17 protein-coding genes and 2 pseudogenes are annotated in these 22196 nt (G+C 58.7%); 1 reads left to right on the forward strand and 18 read right to left on the reverse strand.

Annotation, left to right across the window (positions count from 1 at the left end; all coding sequences use genetic code 11):
• Positions 1-16: 16 nt before the first annotated feature.
• Positions 17-916 (reverse strand): bifunctional methylenetetrahydrofolate dehydrogenase/methenyltetrahydrofolate cyclohydrolase FolD, encoded by a 900-nt coding sequence (gene folD / locus ABID19_RS17030; protein WP_354492143.1) that lies wholly within the window; start codon positions 914-916, stop codon positions 17-19.
• Positions 917-1153: 237 nt separating this feature from the next.
• Positions 1154-3742, reverse strand: a complete 2589-nt coding sequence (locus ABID19_RS17035) for a GumC family protein (RefSeq protein WP_354492198.1) — start codon at positions 3740-3742, stop codon at positions 1154-1156.
• A 196-nt stretch (positions 3743-3938) separates the two neighbouring features.
• On the opposite strand from ABID19_RS17035, the gene ABID19_RS17040 reads away from it, so the two are divergent.
• On the forward strand, positions 3939-5234 hold the full coding sequence (locus tag ABID19_RS17040; protein ID WP_354492144.1) for a lipopolysaccharide biosynthesis protein: 1296 nt from the start codon (positions 3939-3941) through the stop codon (positions 5232-5234).
• Here ABID19_RS17040 and rfbD read toward each other — a convergent pair.
• The 16 genes and pseudogenes from rfbD to ABID19_RS17120 all read right to left on the reverse strand — a co-directional run bounded on the left by rfbD (position 5231) and on the right by ABID19_RS17120 (position 22140).
• Positions 5231-6149 (reverse strand): annotated as a pseudogene (rfbD, locus tag ABID19_RS17045) (dTDP-4-dehydrorhamnose reductase). The gene ABID19_RS17040 and the pseudogene rfbD overlap by 4 nt on opposite strands.
• Positions 6146-7216, reverse strand: coding sequence for a dTDP-glucose 4,6-dehydratase (gene rfbB, locus ABID19_RS17050; RefSeq protein WP_354492145.1), 1071 nt, complete (start codon positions 7214-7216; stop codon positions 6146-6148). Before rfbB ends, rfbD begins: the two are co-directional and overlap by 4 nt.
• A 25-nt stretch (positions 7217-7241) precedes the next feature.
• Positions 7242-7796 (reverse strand): dTDP-4-dehydrorhamnose 3,5-epimerase, encoded by a 555-nt coding sequence (rfbC, locus tag ABID19_RS17055; protein ID WP_354492146.1) that lies wholly within the window; start codon positions 7794-7796, stop codon positions 7242-7244.
• Positions 7797-8415 (reverse strand): annotated as a pseudogene (locus tag ABID19_RS17060) (sugar phosphate nucleotidyltransferase). It abuts the gene before it with no gap.
• A gap of 89 nt (positions 8416-8504) precedes the next feature.
• Positions 8505-9824: an O-antigen ligase family protein gene (locus tag ABID19_RS17065; RefSeq protein ID WP_354492147.1), complete on the reverse strand. Its 1320-nt coding sequence runs from the start codon at positions 9822-9824 to the stop codon at positions 8505-8507.
• Positions 9821-11086, reverse strand: a complete 1266-nt coding sequence (locus tag ABID19_RS17070; RefSeq protein WP_354492148.1) for a tetratricopeptide repeat protein — start codon at positions 11084-11086, stop codon at positions 9821-9823. Before ABID19_RS17070 ends, ABID19_RS17065 begins: the two co-directional genes overlap by 4 nt.
• Entirely contained in the window at positions 10974-13352 is a 2379-nt protein-coding gene (locus tag ABID19_RS17075; protein WP_354492149.1) for a GumC family protein, read from the reverse strand. The genes ABID19_RS17070 and ABID19_RS17075 overlap by 113 nt, the downstream gene beginning before the upstream one ends.
• 52 nt (positions 13353-13404) lie before the next feature.
• Positions 13405-14190 (reverse strand): polysaccharide biosynthesis/export family protein, encoded by a 786-nt coding sequence (locus ABID19_RS17080; protein ID WP_354492150.1) that lies wholly within the window; start codon positions 14188-14190, stop codon positions 13405-13407.
• Positions 14190-15002 (reverse strand): tyrosine-protein phosphatase, encoded by an 813-nt coding sequence (locus ABID19_RS17085; RefSeq protein ID WP_354492151.1) that lies wholly within the window; start codon positions 15000-15002, stop codon positions 14190-14192. Before ABID19_RS17085 ends, ABID19_RS17080 begins: the two co-directional genes overlap by 1 nt.
• A 379-nt stretch (positions 15003-15381) precedes the next feature.
• Entirely contained in the window at positions 15382-15888 is a 507-nt protein-coding gene (locus ABID19_RS17090) for a hypothetical protein (protein ID WP_354492152.1), read from the reverse strand.
• 378 nt (positions 15889-16266) lie between these two features.
• Complete coding sequence (locus ABID19_RS17095; protein ID WP_354492153.1) at positions 16267-16767, reverse strand: hypothetical protein; 501 nt, start codon at positions 16765-16767, stop codon at positions 16267-16269.
• A gap of 115 nt (positions 16768-16882) precedes the next feature.
• Positions 16883-19135 (reverse strand): AGE family epimerase/isomerase, encoded by a 2253-nt coding sequence (locus ABID19_RS17100; protein WP_354492154.1) that lies wholly within the window; start codon positions 19133-19135, stop codon positions 16883-16885.
• Positions 19132-20307: a glycosyltransferase family 4 protein gene (locus tag ABID19_RS17105; protein WP_354492155.1), complete on the reverse strand. Its 1176-nt coding sequence runs from the start codon at positions 20305-20307 to the stop codon at positions 19132-19134. The genes ABID19_RS17100 and ABID19_RS17105 overlap by 4 nt, the downstream gene beginning before the upstream one ends.
• On the reverse strand, positions 20304-21245 hold the full coding sequence (locus ABID19_RS17110) for an NAD-dependent epimerase/dehydratase family protein (protein ID WP_354492199.1): 942 nt from the start codon (positions 21243-21245) through the stop codon (positions 20304-20306). Before ABID19_RS17110 ends, ABID19_RS17105 begins: the two co-directional genes overlap by 4 nt.
• A 29-nt stretch (positions 21246-21274) precedes the next feature.
• Positions 21275-21922: a class I SAM-dependent methyltransferase gene (locus ABID19_RS17115; protein ID WP_354492156.1), complete on the reverse strand. Its 648-nt coding sequence runs from the start codon at positions 21920-21922 to the stop codon at positions 21275-21277.
• A complete protein-coding gene (locus ABID19_RS17120) occupies positions 21898-22140 on the reverse strand; it encodes a hypothetical protein (RefSeq protein ID WP_354492157.1) in 243 nt (80 codons plus the stop codon). The genes ABID19_RS17115 and ABID19_RS17120 overlap by 25 nt, the downstream gene beginning before the upstream one ends.
• Positions 22141-22196 lie beyond the last annotated feature (56 nt).

A 22196-nucleotide genomic window follows, 5' to 3' on the forward strand; every position in this document is an offset into this window, starting at 1 on the left:
TGAGGCTTTCCAGGTTTCAGAAAGACGGCCGTTTCAATCCGGCCGCGAGATAGGCGGAAGCTAGCGTGTTGGCCATCAGCATGGCAATGGTCATCGGTCCGACGCCGCCAGGCACCGGTGTGATGGCGCCGGCCATCTTCGCCGCTTCCGCATAGGCGACGTCACCGACCAGGCGGGTCTTGCCATCACCCTTTTCGGGCGCCGCGATGCGGTTGATGCCGACGTCGATGACGGTGGCGCCTGATTTGACCCAGTCACCCCTGACCATTTCAGGTCTCCCGACAGCCGCAACGAGAATATCGGCGGTGCGCGCAAGTGCGGCCAAGTCCTTGGTGCGGCTATGCGCGATGGTGACGGTGCAGTTGGCGGCAAGCAGAAGATTGGCCATCGGTTTGCCGACGATGTTGGAGCGGCCGACGACCACCGCATTGAGGCCGGAAAGATCCTTGCCGCGCACACGCTCGATCAGCAGCATCGAGCCGGCCGGCGTACAAGGCACGAAGGCTGTCGCCAGCTCGCCGGTGCCGAGCTTGCCGACATTGATGAAGTGGAAGCCGTCGACATCCTTTTGCGGCGCGATCGTCTGGATGATCTTGCCCGCATCGATATGGCCAGGCAGCGGAAGCTGCACCAAGATGCCGTTGACGGCCGGATCAGCGTTGAGTTCGCCGATGATATCTAGCAGTTCCTGTTCGGAGGTCTCGGCCGGCAGCGTGTGTTGGACCGAATGGAAGCCGCATTCCTTGGCGGTGCGGGATTTGGAGGCGACGTAAACCTGGCTCGCCGGATCCTCACCAACGATGACCACCGCGAGACCGGGCTTCCGCGCGCCCTTTTCAATCAGCTCGACGGTCAAGGCCTTGACCCGCCGCACTACGTCTTCGGCGACGCTTTTTCCGTCAATCAACTCGGCCATAATCACCCTCAACACCGTTCCGTCTACAGCGCGTCGCGTCTGATTGATACGGCGCGCGTTAGACCTTGTTTTAGACATGTCGCCGGCCCAACCGCTGCCCACCCCGGTTAGGCCCGAGTGGTGGCTTCTGGGTGACATCAAGCGCGGCATTTTCACGAAAATTCGACCTGGCAATCCCGTCAAAGCGCCGTCTTATGCCGTTAACTCGAAACCAACGGCTTTTATTCTGTTCGGCGCTTAGAAATAGCGGCGCGCTCGGCTTTCGGTGAGTTCGCGAACCGCTTCGCGGAATTCGCGCAGGCTGGCGCGGATTTCCTCGATGGAGGGCTGCTGTCCAGCAGCTTCCGGCACCTGATTTGCCTTGTCCCACGAGGCTTCAGGATAGACCGACGGCTTGTGCGAAGGCCCCTGTGCCGAGTGAGGCGTCACGGCCGGCGGATAGGGATAGCCGGGCGGCTGCATCTGCCAGGGCTGCGCCTGTGGATAGGTCATCGGCGGCTGCGTATAGGGATACGCGTGCATGTGCGGGGCCGGGTAGGTCGTCTCCTGCGGATCATAGGCGCCTTGTTGTACCTGCGGCTTGTAGCCGGCAGGCGCCGGCCGAGAAGACGCGAGGGGAGACGCCGGTTGCGGGTGGGCGGAAGGGACCGGCCCCCCCTTCGCGTTTTTGGTCACCGCCGGTGAACCATTGGACCGCGTATCGGCAGGTTCTTCCCGGTGCGCCTTGCGCGGCACGATCTTGCTTAGCGCCGACAGCAGTGCACTGATTGGGCCCGTACGCCTGGTGACTTCGGCTGGCGGCACGGGCGGCGGCGACGGCTGGTATGGCTTGTCTTCGATGGGTGTCCGGCGCTCGCCCGTCCTGCCGCGCGACCGCGAATTGGCGGTTTCATGCAGGCTCGCATAGGCGCCGCGCATGGCGCCGAGGCCGACACCGGAGGCCAGTCCCGCCAGCAGACCAGCGAGCGTTATCATGGCGCGCGAAGGCCCGTTCGGCTCGAGCGGAGCGAAGGCCTTGGAGATCACATTGATGTTGGCGGTGTTGATGTCCTTCTGCTCGCCGGTTTCCTTGGCGCGCAGAAGATATTGTTCATAGACGGAGCGTTTGGCGGTGGCCTCGCGCTCCAACTCGCGCAAGGTGACCAGATCGCTGTTGACGTCGCCGCTGCGGACCTTCAACTGCGCCAGTCGGGAGGCCAGATCCTGTTCGAGCTGCACGGCGCGTTTCAGGTCGACCTGCAGCGACGAGGCGATGCGGCGCAGTTCCCCGGCAATACGCTCGCGCGAGCCGGCAAGCTGGGCATTGAGCGCCTGGAGCTCGGGATGGCGCGGCCCGAACCGGATTGCGGCGCGATCGGCCTCCTGCTTGAGGGTCGCGTATTGCGAGCGCAATTCGCTCATGGTGTTGGAGTTGATCTCCTCCGGCAAGGTTCCGCTCAGGACCGAATTCACGTCGATCGAGCGCGCCGACGCCGCGCGGGCGTTGAGTTCCAGCGTGCGCGCGCGGGCGATGGCAAGCTGCTGATTGAGCTTGAGCATCTCGTCGTCGCTGATCAGATGGCCCTGCGCGTCGACGAGATCATGTGTGGCCCTGAAATCCTCGACCTTACGCTCGGCTACCTCTACGCCCTTGCGCAGCTCGTCTAACCTGCCGGTCAGTTCGTCGCTCGCGCGGCCGGCGGTGTTGGACTGGATCTGCCCGAAGGTCTGCAAGAAAACGTCCGTCATCGTGTTGGCGATGAGAGCCGACTTCTCGCCATTTTGCGTGGTGGCACTGACGGAGATGACGAAGGTCTTGCCGCCGCGCTCGACCGAAAGGCTTTCGGCCAGATTGCCGACGGCCAGCGCACGGCGACGGCCGTCATCGGCGCCCAACTCGTCGTCGCGCGACAGGATCGATCGGATAAGCGTCATGACGTCGAGGCCGGACTCTTGTCCGTTGAACTCGGGATCGTTGACGAGGTTGAGCTTGTCCACGACCTTGTTGAGAACGGTGCCGGAGGTGAGCACGCGAACCTGGTTTTCGACGATGGCCAGCGTGGCATCGGACGCAACCACCGATTGGGTGAGATCGCGGTCGGTGAGCTTCAGATCGCGCGGGTCTACGATCAGTTCTGCCGTGGCTTCGTATTTCTTCGGCATCGAAAGTGCGATCGCGACACCAAGTCCGGTGCCCAGTATCGTCATGGCGAGGATCAGCAGCTTCGACCGGGCAATGCCGCGGACGACCTGCATAGGGTCGATCAACGGCTTCCAGTCCTGTCCACTGTCATTCTCGCGGGAAGACCGCTGCTCGTCAGCGGCATATCGGGACTCGAATGTGGAATATCGAGGTTCGAATTCGGAATATCGAGGCTCGTCGCTGGCGTATGGAGGATCGAACCCGGCGCGTCGAGGCTCGGACGCGTAATATCGAGGATCGGCATCGAAACGGTGGTCCTCGGAAACGCCCGCGGCAACCGGCTCCTCCTGCGACCCGACGTCCGCATAGTTCGCTTCAACGGCCTCGTCCACCTCTGGTGGTGTCCGGGCGGCCGACGCGGATGGATAATCGGTTCGAGGCTGGTTTATTTCATCGTTTGCGGAGAATCCTGGGGCTGGTGAGCGTTCCGGAGCTGCTGAGATTCCCGGATCGCCTCGCGCCTCGCGGCGTGAGCGCGCGAGACGATGGCGCGTGGCGGCATCCTCGCGCCATGACGAGTTCGCCCGATCCCCGATCGAAACCAGCGATGGTTCAGCGTCTTCTTCTTCGCCGCGCATCGCCTGGCCGAGCGCCAGCAAGGACCGCTCGCGCTTCCAATCTTCACGGTTTTGCCTGTCGACCATTGTCGTGGAGCTTGCCCTTGGCGGCTTGGACGCGCGGTCAGCCATTCGTTAAGCCACGCTAAACAAGCATAGGAAACAAAAAGTTAATTTCCCTGCTTTGAGGACGAAGTTTCCCTCTCCGGCCGCGCCCTTCTGAGCGCAATGAAGCCGTTCCAAACGGCGCGTTAAACTTTCCAACCTATGCTATCTCCGACACATGACCCAGGCTGGCAACATCCCGCAAAGGCGGCCCCTCGCCCGGATCGGCGCTTTCGTGGCCGAACGACGGGGCCTGGTTCGCGACTATCTCTCGGCGATCAGCGGCGCCGGCGGGCGGCTGGTGTTTTCACTCGCTTATTTCATCGCGCTGGCCAACACGCTGTCCATCGCTGAGTTCGGCATGTTCGCCACCGCCTCGGCAGCCGGCGTGATGCTGTCGCGTATCCTGGCCCTCGGCTTCATCTCAGCGCTTTACCGAACCGCCACCATCCGCCCCAATCTGATCGGCACCTTCACCGCCGGTTTCCTGCTGCTCGGCGTGATATCGCTGCCGTTGCTGGTTGCCGCCTCCTACGGCGTCTACCTGGCCTTCTTTGCCAGCACCGTGCCACTATCGGTCTTTGCGGCGGTTGTCTTTGCCGAGGCGCTGTTGTGGCGGCCGGTCGAGGTCGCACTGATCGTCAACAACGGTCTCGGCAAATTCGGCCGCGCCGCCCTGCTGACGATCCTGGCGACGGCCTTGCGGGCGCTCGGCGCCGTGCTGTTCATGTTCGCGGCGCAGCCGACCGTAGGGGTCTGGTCGTGGTATTATATCGGCGCCAACGCCGCCTCGCTGCTCATCGCCTTCGGATTTTTCTATCCGCGCCAGAGGCTGCGGCTGCGGCTGGAACTCTATCTCAGGCGGCTCGCCGATTCCATCTACGTGGCCGGCGCGGAGGTGCTGTTCTATCTGCAGATGGAATTCGACAAACTGCTGGTGCTGGCGATCGGCGGGCCGCACCTCGCCGGCATCTATGCGATCATCATGCGGCTGGTCGACCTGACTGCGATCCCGATCCGCACCTTCTCGATGATGCTGGTGCAGCGCATGATGCGCGCGCCGGAGCTGCTGTCGCGCCTTTCGGTCAAGAGCGGCATCGAAGGCGGCGTGTTCCTGGTCTCGACGCTGGCGCTGGCGGTGCTCGGCATCGTGCTGCATTTCTTCCCTAACGCATTGGGCAAGAATGTTGCCGAGGCCGCCCCTCTGGTAGCGCTGGCAATCTGCGTGCCGGGCCTGCGCAATCTGGTTGAATACCAGGCCGAGCTTCTGTTCGCGCGCGGCCAGACGCTGGTGCGGGCGATCAACCTGGCCCTGCTTGCCGGGCTGAAAGCGGTCCTGCTGACCTATGCGCTGACCACCATCCTGGACACGCCCAATCTGGTGCTGTCGCTCAACGTCGTCTTCCTGTTGCTCTATCTCGCCTCGACGCTGCTCACCTATTCGGCGATGCGCAAACCGGCCAAGCCGGTCTAAGCGGCAAAAATTGGAGTGGATATAAGGCCGTTGCCGCCTTCCAAAATGCGGCGCACGACCAGCTTTGTGGATTGCTGCCAATCGGGCGCTGCCCACCCAAATACGGACGCAAATTTTGCCGTCGTCAGACGTGAGTTGGCCGGGCGCCGTGCCTTGGTCGGATAAGCACTGCTGGCTAGATCCTTCACCGCAGCATAGGGGCCACCAAGCGCTCGGCTCGTGCTTAGGACGTGGCGGGCAAAGCCGCTCCAGCTGGTCTCGCCGGTTCCTGCCAAATGATAGACGCCGAAGGCGTCAAAATTCTTGTCGCCATGCAGTACCGCCGCGACCTTCAGGGTTGCATCGGCGATATCAAGCGCAGAGGTGGGATTCCCCACTGGTCGGCGACCACCGTGATCTCGTCACGATCGGCGGCAAGCCGCAGCATGGTCTTGACGAAATTCTTGCCAAACGGGCTGTGGACCCATGCCGTGCGCAGGATGAGGTGGCGCGGATTGGCCTTGGCGACCGCCCGCTCGCCAGCGAGTTTCGAGGCACCGTAGACGCTGCGCGGAGCGGGCTCGTCCTCTTCTGAATAAGCCCCCTCGCCGCTCCCATCGAACACATAATCGGTCGACAGATGGACTACCGGAACGCCAATCCGTGCTGCGGCCGCGGCAACATGGCCAGCGCCGATACCGTTGACAGCGAAGGCCAGGTCCGACTCGTCCTCAGCCTGATCGACAGCGGTGTAGGCGGCGGCGGACACGACCAGGTCGGGCCGGGCAGCCGTCAGCGCCGTTGCGATCGACTCTGGCCTCGTCAGGTCGAACTCAGGCCTGCCGAGCGCGACGACATCGAGGTTTGGGGCGTCTGCGCGCGCTCTACGAGGCTGCTGACGACCTGGCCCTCGCGTCCGGTGACGACAAGCCTCACGCGGCGCCCTTGCGTGCTTCGCCCAGGCGCTCGCCGGCGTAGCGCTCGCGACGGGTCGGACCCCACCACCACTCGTTTTGAAGATACCAGTCGACCGTCCTTGCGATGCCGCTGTCGAATGTCTCGCGCGGTGTCCAGCCGAGATCGCGCTCGATCTTCGAAGCGTCGATTGCACAGCGCCGGTCATGGCCCGGGCGGTCGGCGACGAAGGTGATGAGATCGCGATAGCGCCGGCCAGTGGGACGTGGCCGCCTATTGTCGAGGATGTCGCAGATCGCTTCGACCACCGCCAGATTGGTGCGTTCCGAACCGCCGCCGACATTGTAGCTCTCGCCGACCGCGCCCAGTGTCGCAACCATGGCCAACGCGCGTGCATGGTCCTCGACGAAAAGCCAGTCACGCACATTGGCGCCGGCGCCGTAGACCGGCAATGGTTTTTCGTCGAGCGCGTTCAAAATGACCAGCGGGATCAGCTTCTCGGGAAAATGGAAGGGACCGTAATTGTTCGAACAGTTCGACAGGACGACCGGCAGTCCGTAAGTGTCGTGCCATGCGCGCACCAAATGGTCGGATGCCGCCTTCGACGCCGAATAGGGCGAAGACGGGGCATAGGGCGTCTGTTCGGTGAAGACACCGCTGTCGAAGGGCAGATCGCCGAACACCTCGTCGGTCGAAACATGATGGAAACGAAACCGGGTTTTTTTCTCGTCGGGAAGTCTGCGCCAATATTCGAGCGCCGAATTGAGCATTCGGTAAGTTCCGACTATGTTGGTCTCGATGAATGCCCCCGGCCCATCGATCGACCGGTCGACGTGGCTTTCGGCGGCAAGATGCATAACAATGTCGATCTCGTCGCGATGCAACACCTCCAGAATCGCCCTATCGTCACGGATATCGGCGTGCTCAAATCTGTAATTGTGGGCATTCTCGATGGAGCGCAACGAGGCAAGGTTCCCCGCATAGGTGAGTTTGTCGAGGTTGGTCACCCGGTAGGCCGGATTGCTGCACAAATGCCGGCACACCGCCGAACCAATGAAGCCGGCACCTCCAGTCACCAGAAAATTCATGCTGCTCCCCTTATGATAATACCCCTCACGCAAACACTTCTGCGGCGGCGAGCGTCGTCGCCTTGAGGTCTTTGTCCGAAAGCTGGAACCCGCCAGCCGTAGATGGCCATTCGATGCCAATGTCGGGATCGTCGAAACGGATCGATCGGTCATGCTCTGGCGAATAGGTGTCGGTGACCTTATACAGCACCTCAGTGTCGGGCACGAGCGTGACGAAACCGTGTGCAAAGCCCTTCGGTACCAGAATTTGATTGCCCTTTTCGGCGGAGATCTCAAGGGCGACGTATTTTCCGAATGTCTTCGAGACGCGGCGAATATCGACTGCCACGTCAAAAATCCTACCTCGGACCACGCGCAGCAGCTTGTCCTGCGCGCGCGGCGGAAGTTGATAGTGGAGCCCCCTCAACACACCCGCGGCAGCGGAATAGGAATGATTATCCTGCACGAAACGCAAGTCGATACCCGCGTCTGAAAACCGCTCGGCGTTGTAGGTTTCGATAAAGAAGCCGCGCGCGTCGCCGAATCGCTTCGGGACGATTTCCAGCACGCCGTCGAGGCCGAGTGGCCTGATCTCCAACACCTAATTCTCCGTCAACTCGATGACGCGCTTGCGCAAATAGGCGGCATATTCATTTTTTCCCAAGCAAGTGGCCGCTGCAGAACCTTGTCCGCCGTCAGCCAGCCCTGCTCGAATGCTATTTCCTCCGGGCAGGCCGGCTTCTCCTCGATTTTCAAAGGGGTGCCGCTGACCTTGTCGAAGGATACCACGCCATAGCGCTGCGGATCCTCGACATGGTAGGCGAACACCGATGCACAGCTTTTGCGCGAAGCTGCCGTGCGGCAGAGCTGTGACAGTCCTTCCCCGAAATAGATGTTGTCGCCCAGGATCATCGACACGCTGTCATTGCCGATGAAGTCGCGGCCGATGATGAAGGCTTCCGCGAGACCGTTGGGATGCGGTTGCACTGTATAAGACAGATCGAGCCCGAATTCCAAACCGTCGCCGAGCAAATCTTGAAAAACCGGCAGGTCGCGCGGGGTTGAGATCACGAGAATCTCGCGAATTCCCGCCAGCATCAGGACGCTCAGCGGATAATAGGTCATCGGCTTGTCGTATATTGGCAGGATCTACTTGGAGACCGCCAGCGTCAGAGGATAGAGCCGGGTCCACTGCCCCCAGCCTGGATAATGCCCTTCAACAAGCTCTCCTAAAAATGTCGTCGCTCCCAGCCGGCGTAATTTTCCCGTGCCTATGTTTCGTGCAGCGGCTTGTCAATCTTGGCCAGAGCTAGGACGAACTCCCGATGGGAACAAACAGCTTATCGCCATTGTGGTCGATCTCGATCAATTCGTTCTTCTTGGCCAAACGGACCGCAAATCCTTTGTGGAAGATAATGGCGTTCATAAAGGCAAACGTCATTGCAAGTGCTTCAGTCCGCAGCGGATAATCAACCAGCGAATGGATCAGAAGAAAAGCTACTGAAAGAGATGCCGCCTTTTGAAGGGGATCGCGGCTAATTTTAGCAAACGCTGTAAAAAGCATCACAAAATAAAGCACCATCAGCAGGATAGCGGGAGCCCCACCCTCGAAAGCTATTTCAAGATAATCATTGTGGGCATGATTTACGTATTGCTTAAAAATCATCTCCTCCTTTTCATATATCTGATAGGCTTTTTGAAAATTTCCAAACCCAACGCCGGTTACCCAGTTCTCTTTGATTCCCTCAATGGTGGTGCGAGCAAACTCTCCTCGCCCGAAGGCTGGATCAATTGCGTCAGCATCGATCTTCGTCCATGCGCCTATCGTATAGGCTGAAAGTCCTATGAAAGTAAGCAGTATGCCCCATCTGCTAACCTTGGAGCGCGCTGAAAGAAAGACAATGGACAGTACTGTTATCGCCAACCCGATCAGGACACCGGCGCGCGAACCAGCGGCCAAAAGAAGCAGCAAAAGCGTGACCAGTCCGAGCGATCCCGACAAAAGATATCCGCGGAACAGGCCGTGGTAGACAACGAAGGGAATAGAAACAAAAAGCAAAGCCGCAAAATGATTTCGGTTGGCAAAAAGCCCGGCGTTGATCGTAAAAGGCAACAATCCTTCTATGGCGATGTTGTCAGAGAGCGAATATTGAATCGCTCCCGCCAAGCCGTTGCAGATGACACCCATAAAAAAGAACGGCAGAAGCCCCTGGACCTGCTCGGCACGCAAACGCAGCACCGCCAAGAAAAACGCTGCTGATGCGATCAAATACAACAGACACTCGATCGTCCGTCCAACTCCGACGCTGACAAAACGAAATCGGGTTTCCCCAACCAGCCCGGAATCTGCCAGCAACAGCCCTGGTCGCAATCCGTTGAACAGCGCCGCCGGCAGCGGGACAATTTGCAAAATCACCAACGCCACAGCGAAGGCAAGCAGCCACAGAACAGAATGCGGAATTCTCTGGCCGGAGTTTTGTGAAAAGACAGCCGCCGCCGAGACAATCGCGGCGATCTCAATCAGCGTGTCCGTATAGAGGCCGCTTGCAGTCCCTCCGCCGATCAGCAGCGATATGAACAACACCGACCCGAGGAGGTATTTATCCCATTCCGATGGCCGGTCGCTCAAGATGGAAGTCTCTCAATGCTCAATTTGTGCATTACCAGCGTACCGACATATCGAAACCGCCAGCTCTCAGCGATGGCCGCAGTTTCCAGCTTCAATAATTGCATAGGGCACCCAGCCGGTCCAACCGAAAAATCCTGACTTAGCGCCTGACGATTGTAGGTACCTTCCGAAATATTGAATCGCGTTATTTCGCCGGCCGGCCCCACGCACCTGATCGACCAGTACAAGTCCTTTGGAAGCTTTAGGTTTCTTGCAGACGCCAAAAGAGAAATCTTGTAGGAGCCTGGAGGAAGTTCAATATACTGCTGAAGAGCTGTGTTCTTGACAGGCGTATTCAGGAAGCGCACTGTCGCTCCGCCCTCACCTTCGACCGCAGCTTGAGACGTTGCAAACGTAACTTCCAGGCCCGACTGATCGCCGACCTGCCAGTCAAAAGGCTTGCCGCTGCCGCTGGATACAGGTTCAAATGTACTGTTGAAAATGTACCCACCCAGTTTCCGCTCTTGATCGGACAGACTGAAAAGAAACAACCGATACGCTTGTTCATATTCCTTCTGGCGAATATAGCCGTGGATCACATAGGACAATTCGCTCGAATTTGGTGGTGCGGTTGAGCCGGTCAAATCGAGCAACAGCCGATTTGCAAAATCGAGTCCTTCAGGGGTTTTGCCCAGCGCAACCAATAGACTGGCTCTCCAGGGCGCCGCGGCTCTGATGGCTGCGAGCACAGCCTGGTAACCATCAGGGTTCGAGAGGATTGTCGGCAGACCCTCGGCGATCGCCGGAAATTGATCTGGCCATCGCCGCAGCAAAATATCGATCCCGCCGACAGCTTTCGGCAGATCGCCTGTTTCAATAGAGCGTCCAATGGACCTCTGAAGCGCGTGGATTTCGGTTTTGGACAGCCTTCGAGCCTGATCAAAAAGCTCATAGGCTTGGTCTTTTTCGCCTTGCCGATATTTGATCTCGCCGATTAGGCTATAGAGACGCGCATCCGCAAGATCAAAGCGAAGCGCGCGTTCGGCCTTGGCAAGCAATGCGTCGAGATCGGGAACATTGCTTGTATCGTTCAGGTCATTGGTGAGTTCGCCTATTAAGGCATTGATGTTCAACGGATCCAGCGCGAGGGAAACGGTTGGCGTTTCGGTTTCAAGAAATCGACTTAGCCCGATCGATGAAGCCGCCAACACCAGAACGGATGCGGCGAACCAAACGCCTGAACGCCGGAGATTTTGCATAAGCGGGCTGGTCTGCTCCGTCATCGACTTTGCCCTCAATTTTCGGGGTACTCGTGCCGTAGTCGTAATACTGGTAGTTCATATATTTGTAGGCGTAGTTGTAATCGAACTTGTTCACTGCAAACTTCGACATCGCGGCTCCGACCACGTTCGCGCCGGCAGCTCGCAGGCGCTTCAACGCTGTCTTCGCCGACTTGCGTGTCACCTGATTTGTGGAGATGACCATCAATGTGCCCTCGGCAAGCCGGCTAAGGATGGGAGCATCTGAAAGGCCGACGATCGGCGGGGCATCGATTATGACAAGATCGAAGCGCTTGCCGAGATTGGTGATGATCAACGCCATCTTCGGCGAAGAGAGCAGGTCAGCAGGGTTCGGCGGGATCGTTCCAGAGGTCAGGACTGTCACATTAGGATATTTCGTTGCCCTGAAAATGCTTGCCAGATCCTCTTTGCGGACGGTGTTCGTCAGGAGATTGCTTAGTCCGATTGTGTTGTCGAGACCAAACAGCCGATGAAGATTCGGCTTTCGAAGATCACCATCGACAATGAGAACTCTTGCACCAAGCGCTGCAAAATCCTGTCCGAGCTTGAACGAGGTGGTCGACTTGCCTTCCGATGGCTCCGAACTCGTGACCAGCAGCGATCTCGGCGCGCCTTCGGCGCCGGAGAACTGCAACGATGTTCGAAGCGAGCGATAGGCTTCGGACAGTCCGGATTTCTGATCGGTGATGCTGGCTATCAGTTCCCGGTCATCGACATGCGGCAGGATGCCGAGCATCGCCAATCCCAACTCCTTTTCGATCTGCTCAGGATTGGTGAAGGTGTTGTTCAACAACTCGATGATATAGATGATAGATGCGCTCAGAGCCATGAAAAAGGCCAGAGCAATCGCGAGATTTATGCTTAGGCGCGGAGAATAAGGCCGATTGGGAAGCGTCGCAAAATCTACGATCGCGGCGCTCTGCGTCTTAAGTTCTGAGCTCACGCCAACTTCATTCAACTTAGCAATAAGATTGTCATACTGGGATCGATTCGAGTCAACTTCTCGTTTCAAGATTGTGTACTTGATATTTTTATCGTTGAAGATAACCTGCTGCTGCTCCATCTCAGCAAGTTTTGACTTAAGGTCGGCCTCCTTGTTCTGAGCCTCTTGGTATTTCTGTCGAAGCGAGTCGGTTATAGTCAAAACGCCGTTGTTATAAAGTCGTTGCAATTCGTTGATCTGAGCCCGAAGCTGCTGCATCTCTGGAAAGCCAGGCTTCAATATGCCCAATTTCTGCTGATACTGGCTGGTCAAATCCGCCAGCTTATCGGTGATCTTCTGCAGGCCTTCGCTCTCCAAGACCGGGCCGAGGCTCGACCCGCGACCTTTGTCTATCTGGTCCACCATTCGTCCGGCATCGAGACGCTCCTGGATTGCTGTCGCAAGCGCGGTGTTCAGAGTCTCGATATTCGACCCAATCAGCGATTTTTCGTCGCCGGTTACTGTGATGCCTGCATCCTTCGCATAAGCGACGAGTTCCTCCTCGGACTTTTGAAGCTTTTGCTTTACCTGCAGAACCTGTTCCTGGATGAATTGCCGTGCCAGGTCTGAGGTTTCGCTGGTCTGATCGAGACGCTGATCGATAAAACTCTGCGCGACCTGATTGGCTATATCACTTGCATATTTCGGGTTCTGGTCGGCAAACATAATCGACAGCAGACTTGTATTGGTGACCAGAGTGACCGTGAGGTCATCCAGAATGCGCCCGATCGCAATTTCCTCACGCTCCTCTGGGGTCTTCTCTTCTATGGAGGGCGATTTGGAAATTCCGAACGCACGATAGAAAATATTGCTGGGCGAGAAATTCGGCGTCGGAAACAGGAAATCCGGCTTTTCGCTGAGCCCCAGTTGGAACACCACGCGCTGCGCCAAAGCCCTGCTTTTCAGCTTTTCTCGGGCCGTTTGAAACGCCCGCATATCGCTGGTTTCAGAAACCACTTCAATGTCCTGGAAGACCTTGGCCGAAGGAACCAGCACTTCCAATTGCGTTGTTGCCCGATATTTTGGCGTCTGCATCATGGTAACAATGACGCCAGCAACAAGCCCGCCAGCAACCATCATGACGATCAGCCATCGATACTGGACAACGTAAAAAAGCAGCTTGAGTGGATTGAAACCCTCCTCCTGCTCCGAGTAATCGCGACCGTACGAGCCATAGTTTTGCGCACCGTCGTAGTACAGGTCCGCGGATAAGGCTTGGCCATGCCCTGGTCCGGCAATTTGATGCTGTCTGTTACGATCGAGCATGGTGCGAAGCAATCCTAGGTTTGGCTGTATCCTGAGTTCTGACGGGCAATGATTATAGTCCCGGGACCACCGCTATTCTGGCTGCACTCGAGGCGACGCCGAGAGCGTCCTTGAGGTTGTTCATAGCAATTTTCGATTTCGAGGCGAAGACGACGATCTTGTCGCCACCATAGATGCGTGGATTGCGGCTCTTGCCGGCACGAATCTGCTCCACATTGTAATTCGCGACCAAAGTATTTTGACCGACATTGCGATAGACAAAGACTTTTCCCGCATCGCCAATGGCATTGAACCCGCCAGCAAGGGCGATGGCGTCGATGAGGGAAGAATTGCTCGACACCGGAAAAATACCGGCCCTAGTGACTTCTCCGTCGACGGTAATGCGCTGTCCGACCGATTCCTTGACATAGACCGACACATCGGGCGACTGCAGATAGTTGGCGCCGTAGGCCGTCTCGATTTCCTGCTCCAACTGACGGACAGTCTTTCCTGCCGCAACGACAGTCCCGATAAGCGGAAGCGAGATTTGCCCGCCGGCGTCGACTTGAACGGTTCTGTTCAGATTGTCGACCTGGAACACATTCACCTCGAGCACATCGTTCGCGGACAAAGGTTGCTCGTTGCCGTTCTGGGTATGCGGCGCAGGCAACTCCTTCACCACCTGCAAGGCGCCGCCGCCCGAAAGCGGCGCAGACGTTGAGGTCAATTGCAGCGCATCGACCGACGTCGGCGACGACGATGTCGTTGACGAGGTGCTCGTACAGGCAGACATCGCGAGCGAAGTGAGGACGACACATATCGTTCCCATACAACCTCTTGCAAAATGAAACCCGCCCATCACGCCGTCCCACCCTTCAGCAAGCGACCCAATCCCGCAAAGCGACCGACATTGCCGGGGCCTGCCGGTTTGCTCGCATGCGCCTTTCCGACCGGCTCGATATGCCGGTTGGCCAATACTTCGCCTGGACGTTTTAACACCATATTGCGGGCCTCATCTTCCCCACATCGTTTCGCGGCAACGGCGACTGCCTGCGAAAGCCCAGGGCGCCGGCGGGTGGCACCATGGGCGTCCGATGCGATAATATCTACCCTGCCTTCGTCAATCAGCTTTTCCGAATAGTAAAGCGCCGTGCGGCCAAAAGCACCAACAATCGAGTCTGCCGTAAGCTGAATAAGGCAGCCCGCTGCATTCAACCTCTCGACAACGTCGTAATTTGCCTTGATCCAGGTCAGCCGCTCAGGATGGGTAAGAATCGGAATGAACCCGGCGCTGATGAGACGTAAAGCAAGATCTTCCAGCCTCGGCGGTAAAACATGATGCGGCGGCTCAAATAGAAAATAGCGAGACCTGTTTAAGGTCGGCACATCTCCGAGCGCCAATTGTTCCGGAAGGTCGGGCGCCACATGAACATCGGCACCGACATAAAGAGCGAGCGGTATTGCGGCACGGCGCAGCGCCTGCTCCAACTCTTGAACTGCTCGGGCAATATTTGCCGTTCCGTTTTCGTACATGCCTCGAACGACATGCGGCGTACACGCCATATGGGTCGTTCCATCTGCCACCGCCAGCCGCGCCATTTCCAGCGATTCAGCAAGACTGGGCGAGCCGTCATCAAGACCGGGCAAGATGTGGGAATGCAGGTCGATCATTGGCGCTTGCGGCCGCACTGAAGCAACGTGACGACTTCTCCCAGATAACAGGCAAATGCGCCACCCGCACGATTGCGAATGACGCATTCATCAAGTTCATACAATGCGATAGACGCCAGATCCAAGCTATTCGCTGACAGCGTTGTCGTCATCGCGCAAGCTAGAGATCAGCATTGGGGCGCCACCTGCCACCACCCAGTCGGTCGAGGCGAGTTCGCCCAAGACGAACAGCACCCAGCCCCAACTCAGCCAATAGAGCGGTATGGTTGATGAGTTTCATCAATACCAGGCTCCAGCCGGCGCACCAAAGCATGAGGCACCGGCGATACAATAACAGCAGAGGCAGTCACATGCCTCTGCTACGTTTTTGCCCTATTGCCTAACGGCTAACGCCGTTGTTGTCATCCTGAGTTGCAGCCAGAACACCGCCAGCAATAGCCATACCACCAAAAAGGAATAGCGGAGTATTGGACTGGACGCCACCCGGGGCGATCTGACCCGTGTGTTCAGAGCTAACGGCGGCAGCCGTCTGTTCGGAGCCCACAACTTTCAGGCAGATATTGTTCTCGACACGAGAAATGTCGAGGCTGGAATTCGCCGGCACATCCAGGTTGCAGCCACCAACATTGACGGAAGCCGATCCTTTAGCACCGACCACTATCCGGCTACCGAAATCCAGAACATTCCCCGCCTTTGCAGGGCCATAACCGGCAGCCTGCGAAACCATTACGTCACCATTAGCGTGCCCGATGGAACCAATCGAATTCGCCGCCCCCTGATAGGGCGTCGTGCAGGTGCATGACGTGTCCTGAGCGAAAGACGAAACTGGGCTTAAACCGATCGAGGCGATAAATCCGGTCAACGCACTTTTAACTATAAGGTTCATTCGTTTCGATCCTTTTTGTCCCGCCGTATCTCAGCCCCGGCCCAAGCACCAAGATACCGGACAGCGCGTAACAGTTTTTTGCTTTAATTCCAACTTGTTTCGCATATGCGAGATGAATTTTTGGTTTCCGCTGTGTTTCATTGGACACACTCGCTTGGCAGGTTTAAATCTGCCACTTTCACTGCCGTCCTCCGGAGATTGTCGGAAGCTAGGTCGGTTTGCGGCCGTTATAGCCGCCATCACACCGATACTTCGTACAGGAACTCAAGGAATTGTGGTCGACTGATTCAACGTTGGCGTTATCGCACATCCTGCCTTTACATTTTATGACAGTCGTAAGTCGTGGAAAGACTAACACGAGCGGCCGTTGGCGATGCGTTACGAGCCGGATAAGCAAGATTTGTAGGTCGAGCCCGCTTGCACAGGCTGTCCGCACAGGATGCCCGTCTCGGCAAGTTTCGCGGCCAAATCCGTGCCATCGGACGTGAGGCATTGCACGACGATAGTGTCACCGAACTTGGAGGCAACATTGCCGTCGCACGGCGTCCCCTTGCCGACCGGCTTGCAGGTCAAAGCGAGTCCTTGATAGTCTCGGCGCGCCACCTCCGTTACCATGGCAAGCATGGATCGCGGCTTGGTAAATGCCACGCCGCACAACACAATCTTGCGGCCGGCAACACGAAGATCATCGATTGCCTGGATGGAAAGCTTGCCATCGAACGGCTCAAGCGCCGCCTGTGGCTTTGGGGTTTGCGGACCAACAGGCGTCCCCTTCTTCACGATGATGGCAAAGAAGCCAATCGCAAACACCAAGGCCACGAGTGCCAGCAGGCTTATTTGCTTGAACGACAATTTCTCACTCCCGTAGCGGCCAAGCATGCATCTCCATCGCCTCTGGCGGCAATTTCCGCACGACCGCACCATCGCCCAATCGGCTCGATCACTGGCCCCGGCTCAAAACACCGAATCCATTTCAGTCGAAGAGACTTTCTACTCAGTTGATCGTTTTATCCAGATCGCCGGTGGTGCTGTCCAGGTATTGTGTCAGCGCACAGACCAGATGGTAGAAGATGCTTGCAGGCACATCGGTCGCCAGCGAGCGGCCACGCTCGTCGATCCGGTCTATCCACAGGCCGAGCGGCGCCGGATTGATGTGCCAACGGAACAGGCGACCGACACGCGCTTCGATCTCGGGCTTGAGATCGGGGCCACCTGAACCGTCTAGCGCGATCGCCGCCTTAATTGCTTCTGCCTGCGGCCAACTGCGCGAGACAAGGTCGAGCGGCAGGCCTTGCCGCGAGACGGCGCCATAGGCGAGGCCGGTGGCGCGATTGAGGCCGTTGGCGATGGCCGAGGCATAGAGCTTTCTGGCAAAGCCGGTCAGTTCGCTCTGGCCGGTCCGTCCTGCAAAGTCGACCAGCAGCGAGGCCCATTCGAAATGGTGGCCAGGTTCCGTCCATGCGCCTTTCTCGCCCTCCGTCGGCCTCCACTCGGCGTCGAAATATTCGCCCAGCGTCCAGCTTTCCCGATCGAAGAAATGGCTGCGAAACAGATCGACGATGCGCGCGGCGCGGCGAAGATAGGTAAGCTCGCCGGTTGCCTGATGCCAAGCCAGGAAGGCTTCGAGCAGGTGCATATGTGGATTGGAGCGGCGTTCGCCCTCGCCGCTCGACGTTTCGAGAAAACCGGTCATCCGGTGATCCTCGAGATGCGCGTCGAGAAACGAAAACGTTTCTTCGCCAAGCCGCAATGCATCAGCATTGCCGACCATGTGAGCATGCGCCAGCGCCAGGAGCACGCAGGAATGATCGTAGGCATCCTCGGCAGCATCGGCGACGGTGCCATCGACATTGAGCGTGCGCACCCAGCCGCCCTTGTCGGTGCGGCCGTTCCTGTTCATGAATTCGATGCCGTGGCTGATCAACCGGTCGGCAGGCCCGTCCCAGCCGCGCGCTTTTGCGACAGCGAAAGCGTAGACTTGCCTAGCCATGGTGCGCATGCGCTTGGGCTTCATCAGCGGTGTGGCGTCAAAGCCGAGCGCCTCGTGAAAACCGCCATGGCGCTCATCGACGCCGACCGTGGACCATAGCGGCACCGTCTCTTCAAACAGCCAGTGGTGAACGCGACGCCGCCAGGCGCCGCTTTCGATCACGCGATCGTCGGCAGGCGTAAACCTGGTCTCCAGACGGCCGCTCTTTTCGAGCTGCTCGACGATCTTCTTGACATTCTGGCTGCGGCTGACCGGGGCAACGAAAGTAGCGTCGGCGGTCGAGACGATGGCAACGTCCTTCAGACCGATGGCCGAGAGCAAGCGACTGTCGCTGCGGATGTAGGAGTTCTCGCAGTCGATGGCGACGACATCGCCGACGATGACATTGCCTTCACTGTCGGAGGGACCGACATCGAGCAGCGACTGCCAGGAACCGAGATCGTTCCAGCGGAACCCGGCCGGCACCATGGCGATCCCGCTGGCGCGCTCCATGATCGCATAGTCGATCGACGTCGAGGGAATGGCGGCGTAAAGCTCGAGAGGCATATAGAGACCGGAAAGATCCGATGTCGCGGCCTGGTAGGCAGTTTCAACGGCGTTCCATATCTCGGGCTCGAAAGCCATGAAGGCGTCGCGCATGGCGCTGGCGCGAAACAAGAAGATGCCGGTATTCCAGTAGAAATTGCCAGCCGCCAGGTAATTCTGCGCGGTCGCGAGGTCCGGTTTTTCGACGAAACGCGAGACATCGCAGATGCCATCCTTCTCGCCGGCGACCTCGATATAGCCGTAGCCGGTCTCCGGCTGGCTAGGCTTGATGCCGAACACCACCAGCCGGCCAGCACGCGCCGCCGCAGTACCCCTTTCCACGCTCTGCCAGAATTGCTGCGCAGTCGCGATCTCATGATCGGACGGCACGACCAGTGCCAGGCTGTCGCCATATTCGGACAGGATGCGCAGGGTCGCCAAGGCAACGGCGGCGGCGGTGTTGCGGCCGGTCGGCTCGAACAAGGGACCGCCGCCGGAAAGGTCGAGGCCGGCGAGATCGGCGTGAACGCGGTCGGCGTGCCGTTCCGAAGCGATCAGGAAGACCGGCGTTTCGCCATCCGGCCGCGCCGTAATCCGGCGCAGCGTTTTGGCCAGCATCGAGCCATCGCCCGAAAAATCGTGGAACTGCTTGGGATTGTCCTCACGCGACAGCGGCCACAGCCGTGAGCCAACGCCGCCGCTCATGACAAAACTGACGATCCGCTCGGTCATTGGGTGACACCTCTGACATTTTCAAACAAAGCAAGGAGCGCTGCCGCGTAGTCTCGGCGGCGCATCTGTTGGCGATTTTGCAGCACGGCGACGCTGTCGCGGACAACACGTGGGCGCTGCCCGGCTTCAAGGAGACACTGCGCCAACGCTTGCGGACTGTCAGGTGCGAAGAAGAGCGATCCCGGTGCCTGCTCGCGATGCAGCGGGATGTCGGAGAGCAACATCGGCGTGCCCATCGACTTCGCTTCCTCGACCGTGGTTGACCAACCCTCGAAATGCGAAGGGTTGAGGAGATAGTCCGCGGCACCGATCAGGGCGACGACATCGTCGTAGGGAATCAATCCGAGGTGTCGAAAATGGCTTCCAATTCCATTAATTTCAGCAAGGTCCATCAGGCGCTTGAAAAATGTCGGATCGCGCGGATCCGTGGTGCGACCGGAGAGGATTACCGGCGGCAAGGAGCCCAGCGCTCCGATCTGATTTATGTGCCTCAATGCCTCTACGACCAACCTGTGGTTCTTGTGGACCCAGAACTGATTGGGGAGAAAGAAGAAACGCTCGGGCAGCCCATACGCCTGGCGCGCCTCATCGGCACGCGCCAGGATGGCGCCGGGATCGAGATCGATAGCAAAACGCACGACGGCGGTCTTATTGCGCGAGGCCGGATAGAATGTTTCGCAGTCCGCGAGCGCGTCCCCGCTGGAGAGCATTATGGTGCGATTGCCTGATGTCTGCAGGCGATAGCCAAGATCCCTGCGCCACCAGGCGCTACGCGGAAAAAGATGCGGCAGGCGACGGTGCTGGAAATCCGGGATCCAGGAAACGACCGGCACAGGAAACCGGCTCCCGAACCACTGGGCGACTTCGAAGACAACATCAATACCTTGCGCAGTGATAAGATCCGCGAAAGCACGATCAGTTCCGCCAGCAAGGGCGATCAGCCCTCGCTTGCCAAGCCCCGCGCCTATCACCCGCCCATCGACGATAGCAGGTGCGGCCAACATGTGATCGAAGGACGCGCCAATGCTTGAATGCTGCTCAGGTGTGAGAAACAGTTTCGCCTGCACCTTGCCATGCAGCTCGGAGGCAATGACGCTCAACATGTTGCGCAGATACGACTCGCCGCCTGACCAGGATCCGCGGCCGATGAGGGTGAAGCCGACGGTAATCAAGGCGCGGCGCGGCGCAGATGGCCGACCGGCTCGGCGAGAATTTCAGCGCGATACCAATCGACATAGCCGGCAATGCCCCTGCTGAGCGGCACCTGCAACTGGAGCCCGTCCGGGACGCCGGACGGATCCGAGATCAGATTGACAGGATCGCCGCGCCGGGACTGCCTAGAAAACGAGAGGCGATGGTTGCCCCCCCAAGCCTTCAGAACCATGCTGGAAATCGTGCTTACGGATGCAGCAGCGCCCGCACCGCCATTGTAGATGGCGAAGCGCGGTTCGCCGGCAGGCAAAATGCGATGGATCAACCGCACAACGTCCGAGACATGGTGCCAATCCCTCATTTCCGTACCTATGCCGCCAAGCACAATGTCGGTTTCGCCCGCCGCGAGCCTGCCGCAGAGATCCCATAACAGTTGCTTGCGCAACCCTTCACCATAGACCGAAAAAAGGCGGGCCACCGAGATTGGCTGGCCGTATGCGGCACAATGTGACCGACCAAGCTCCTCAACCATGCGTTTGTGATAGCCATAGGGAGAATACGGATCAAGCGGGGCATCGACCCTGATCGAACCGACATGCCCGCCGCCATAGACCGCAGCGGAAGATGCAAGAACGACAGGTGCATCGGGTGCGTGGAGGCGTAGGAAATCGAGGACACGAGCCGCAGAGACAACGCTTTGTTCAAAGTCTTTCAAGGGATCGGCGATTGACTGGCCAACCGTCGCGCCACCCGCCAGATGATACACTGCCGAGGGGCGGCCATGCGCCGCCAGAGCCGAACCCATTGTCTCCACGGTAATTCCACCGGGAAAAAACGCGCCGCCGGTCGCCAAAGCAAAACCGGGTGCCTCTTTTCGACCGAAGCCGATGACATGGCACCCATTTTGAGCAAGGAAACGAGCGAGGTGCAGGCCGATGAACCCGCCGGCTCCAGTCACCCAGACAGGCTTAGGCTCGGTTGATTGCGTCAAGAAGTCAGTCCTTCCGGTGTTTGTGGCAAAGGTCCGTTCTTGTGGCAAAGGAAAGAGACCAGGCGCCCGGGCCGGCGGTCAAGTGATGCAGCGAGACTGGCGACGGCACCAAATGGCACAGGCGAAAGAGCCAGGCGAACAATCGGGGAAAACGGACCAAAGATTTTGGCGAGCCTCTCACGAATCTCAGACGGCGTCATTGGGTCATAATTCACGACGGACTGGAACGAGATCAGTTCGCGGTCGATCGTCAGCCCGGCCCCCTGGATCGCGGCGCGGTAGGCTGCCAGCGTAAAAGCGTTCTCTCCACCATAGAGATGATGAAGCGGGTGAGCGCGCAGAAAAGGCTGGAGTTGCTGCGGCCCGGAGACCACATGGTCGCGCAACGACAGGATCGTCGCTCCATCGCGAGAGAGACGCGCCATTTCGCGGCAGAAAGCCGGAAGATCATGGGCATGATGAAGCACCTGCCGTGCGACGACCAAATCATAGCCTGCCGCCGACAACGGGATCGCCTCACCGAACGCTTCCACCACTTCGATGGAGGTGCCGGTGCTTTCGGCAAGTGCCCGGATCGCGGCGGCACCGACGAGTGCGCTCGGATCGGGCTCAACAGCGGTCACAGACCACCCCTCGCGCGCCAAGGCATAGGAGAGGAGCCGTTACCGGCGCCAAGATCGAGCGCACGGCCGACCTTGCGCGGGATCATGTGGCGGACAGCGTCGAACTCCGCGCTTTGGTGATAACGCTGTGCGGCCACGACCGGATCGTCGAAATAGGCGGCGCGGGCGAGCTCCTTCATCGAAGGCTCGCTCATACACCAGCGGACGGCGTCTTCCCAAGTCATGACCGCTTCAGTCATCGAGAGAAACCGTATGCTGGATCATCCGCGCCGGATTTCCGGCAACAACTGCGTAA

The sequence above is a fragment of the Mesorhizobium robiniae genome (assembly GCF_040545535.1).
GTDB lineage: Bacteria > Pseudomonadota > Alphaproteobacteria > Rhizobiales > Rhizobiaceae > Mesorhizobium > Mesorhizobium robiniae.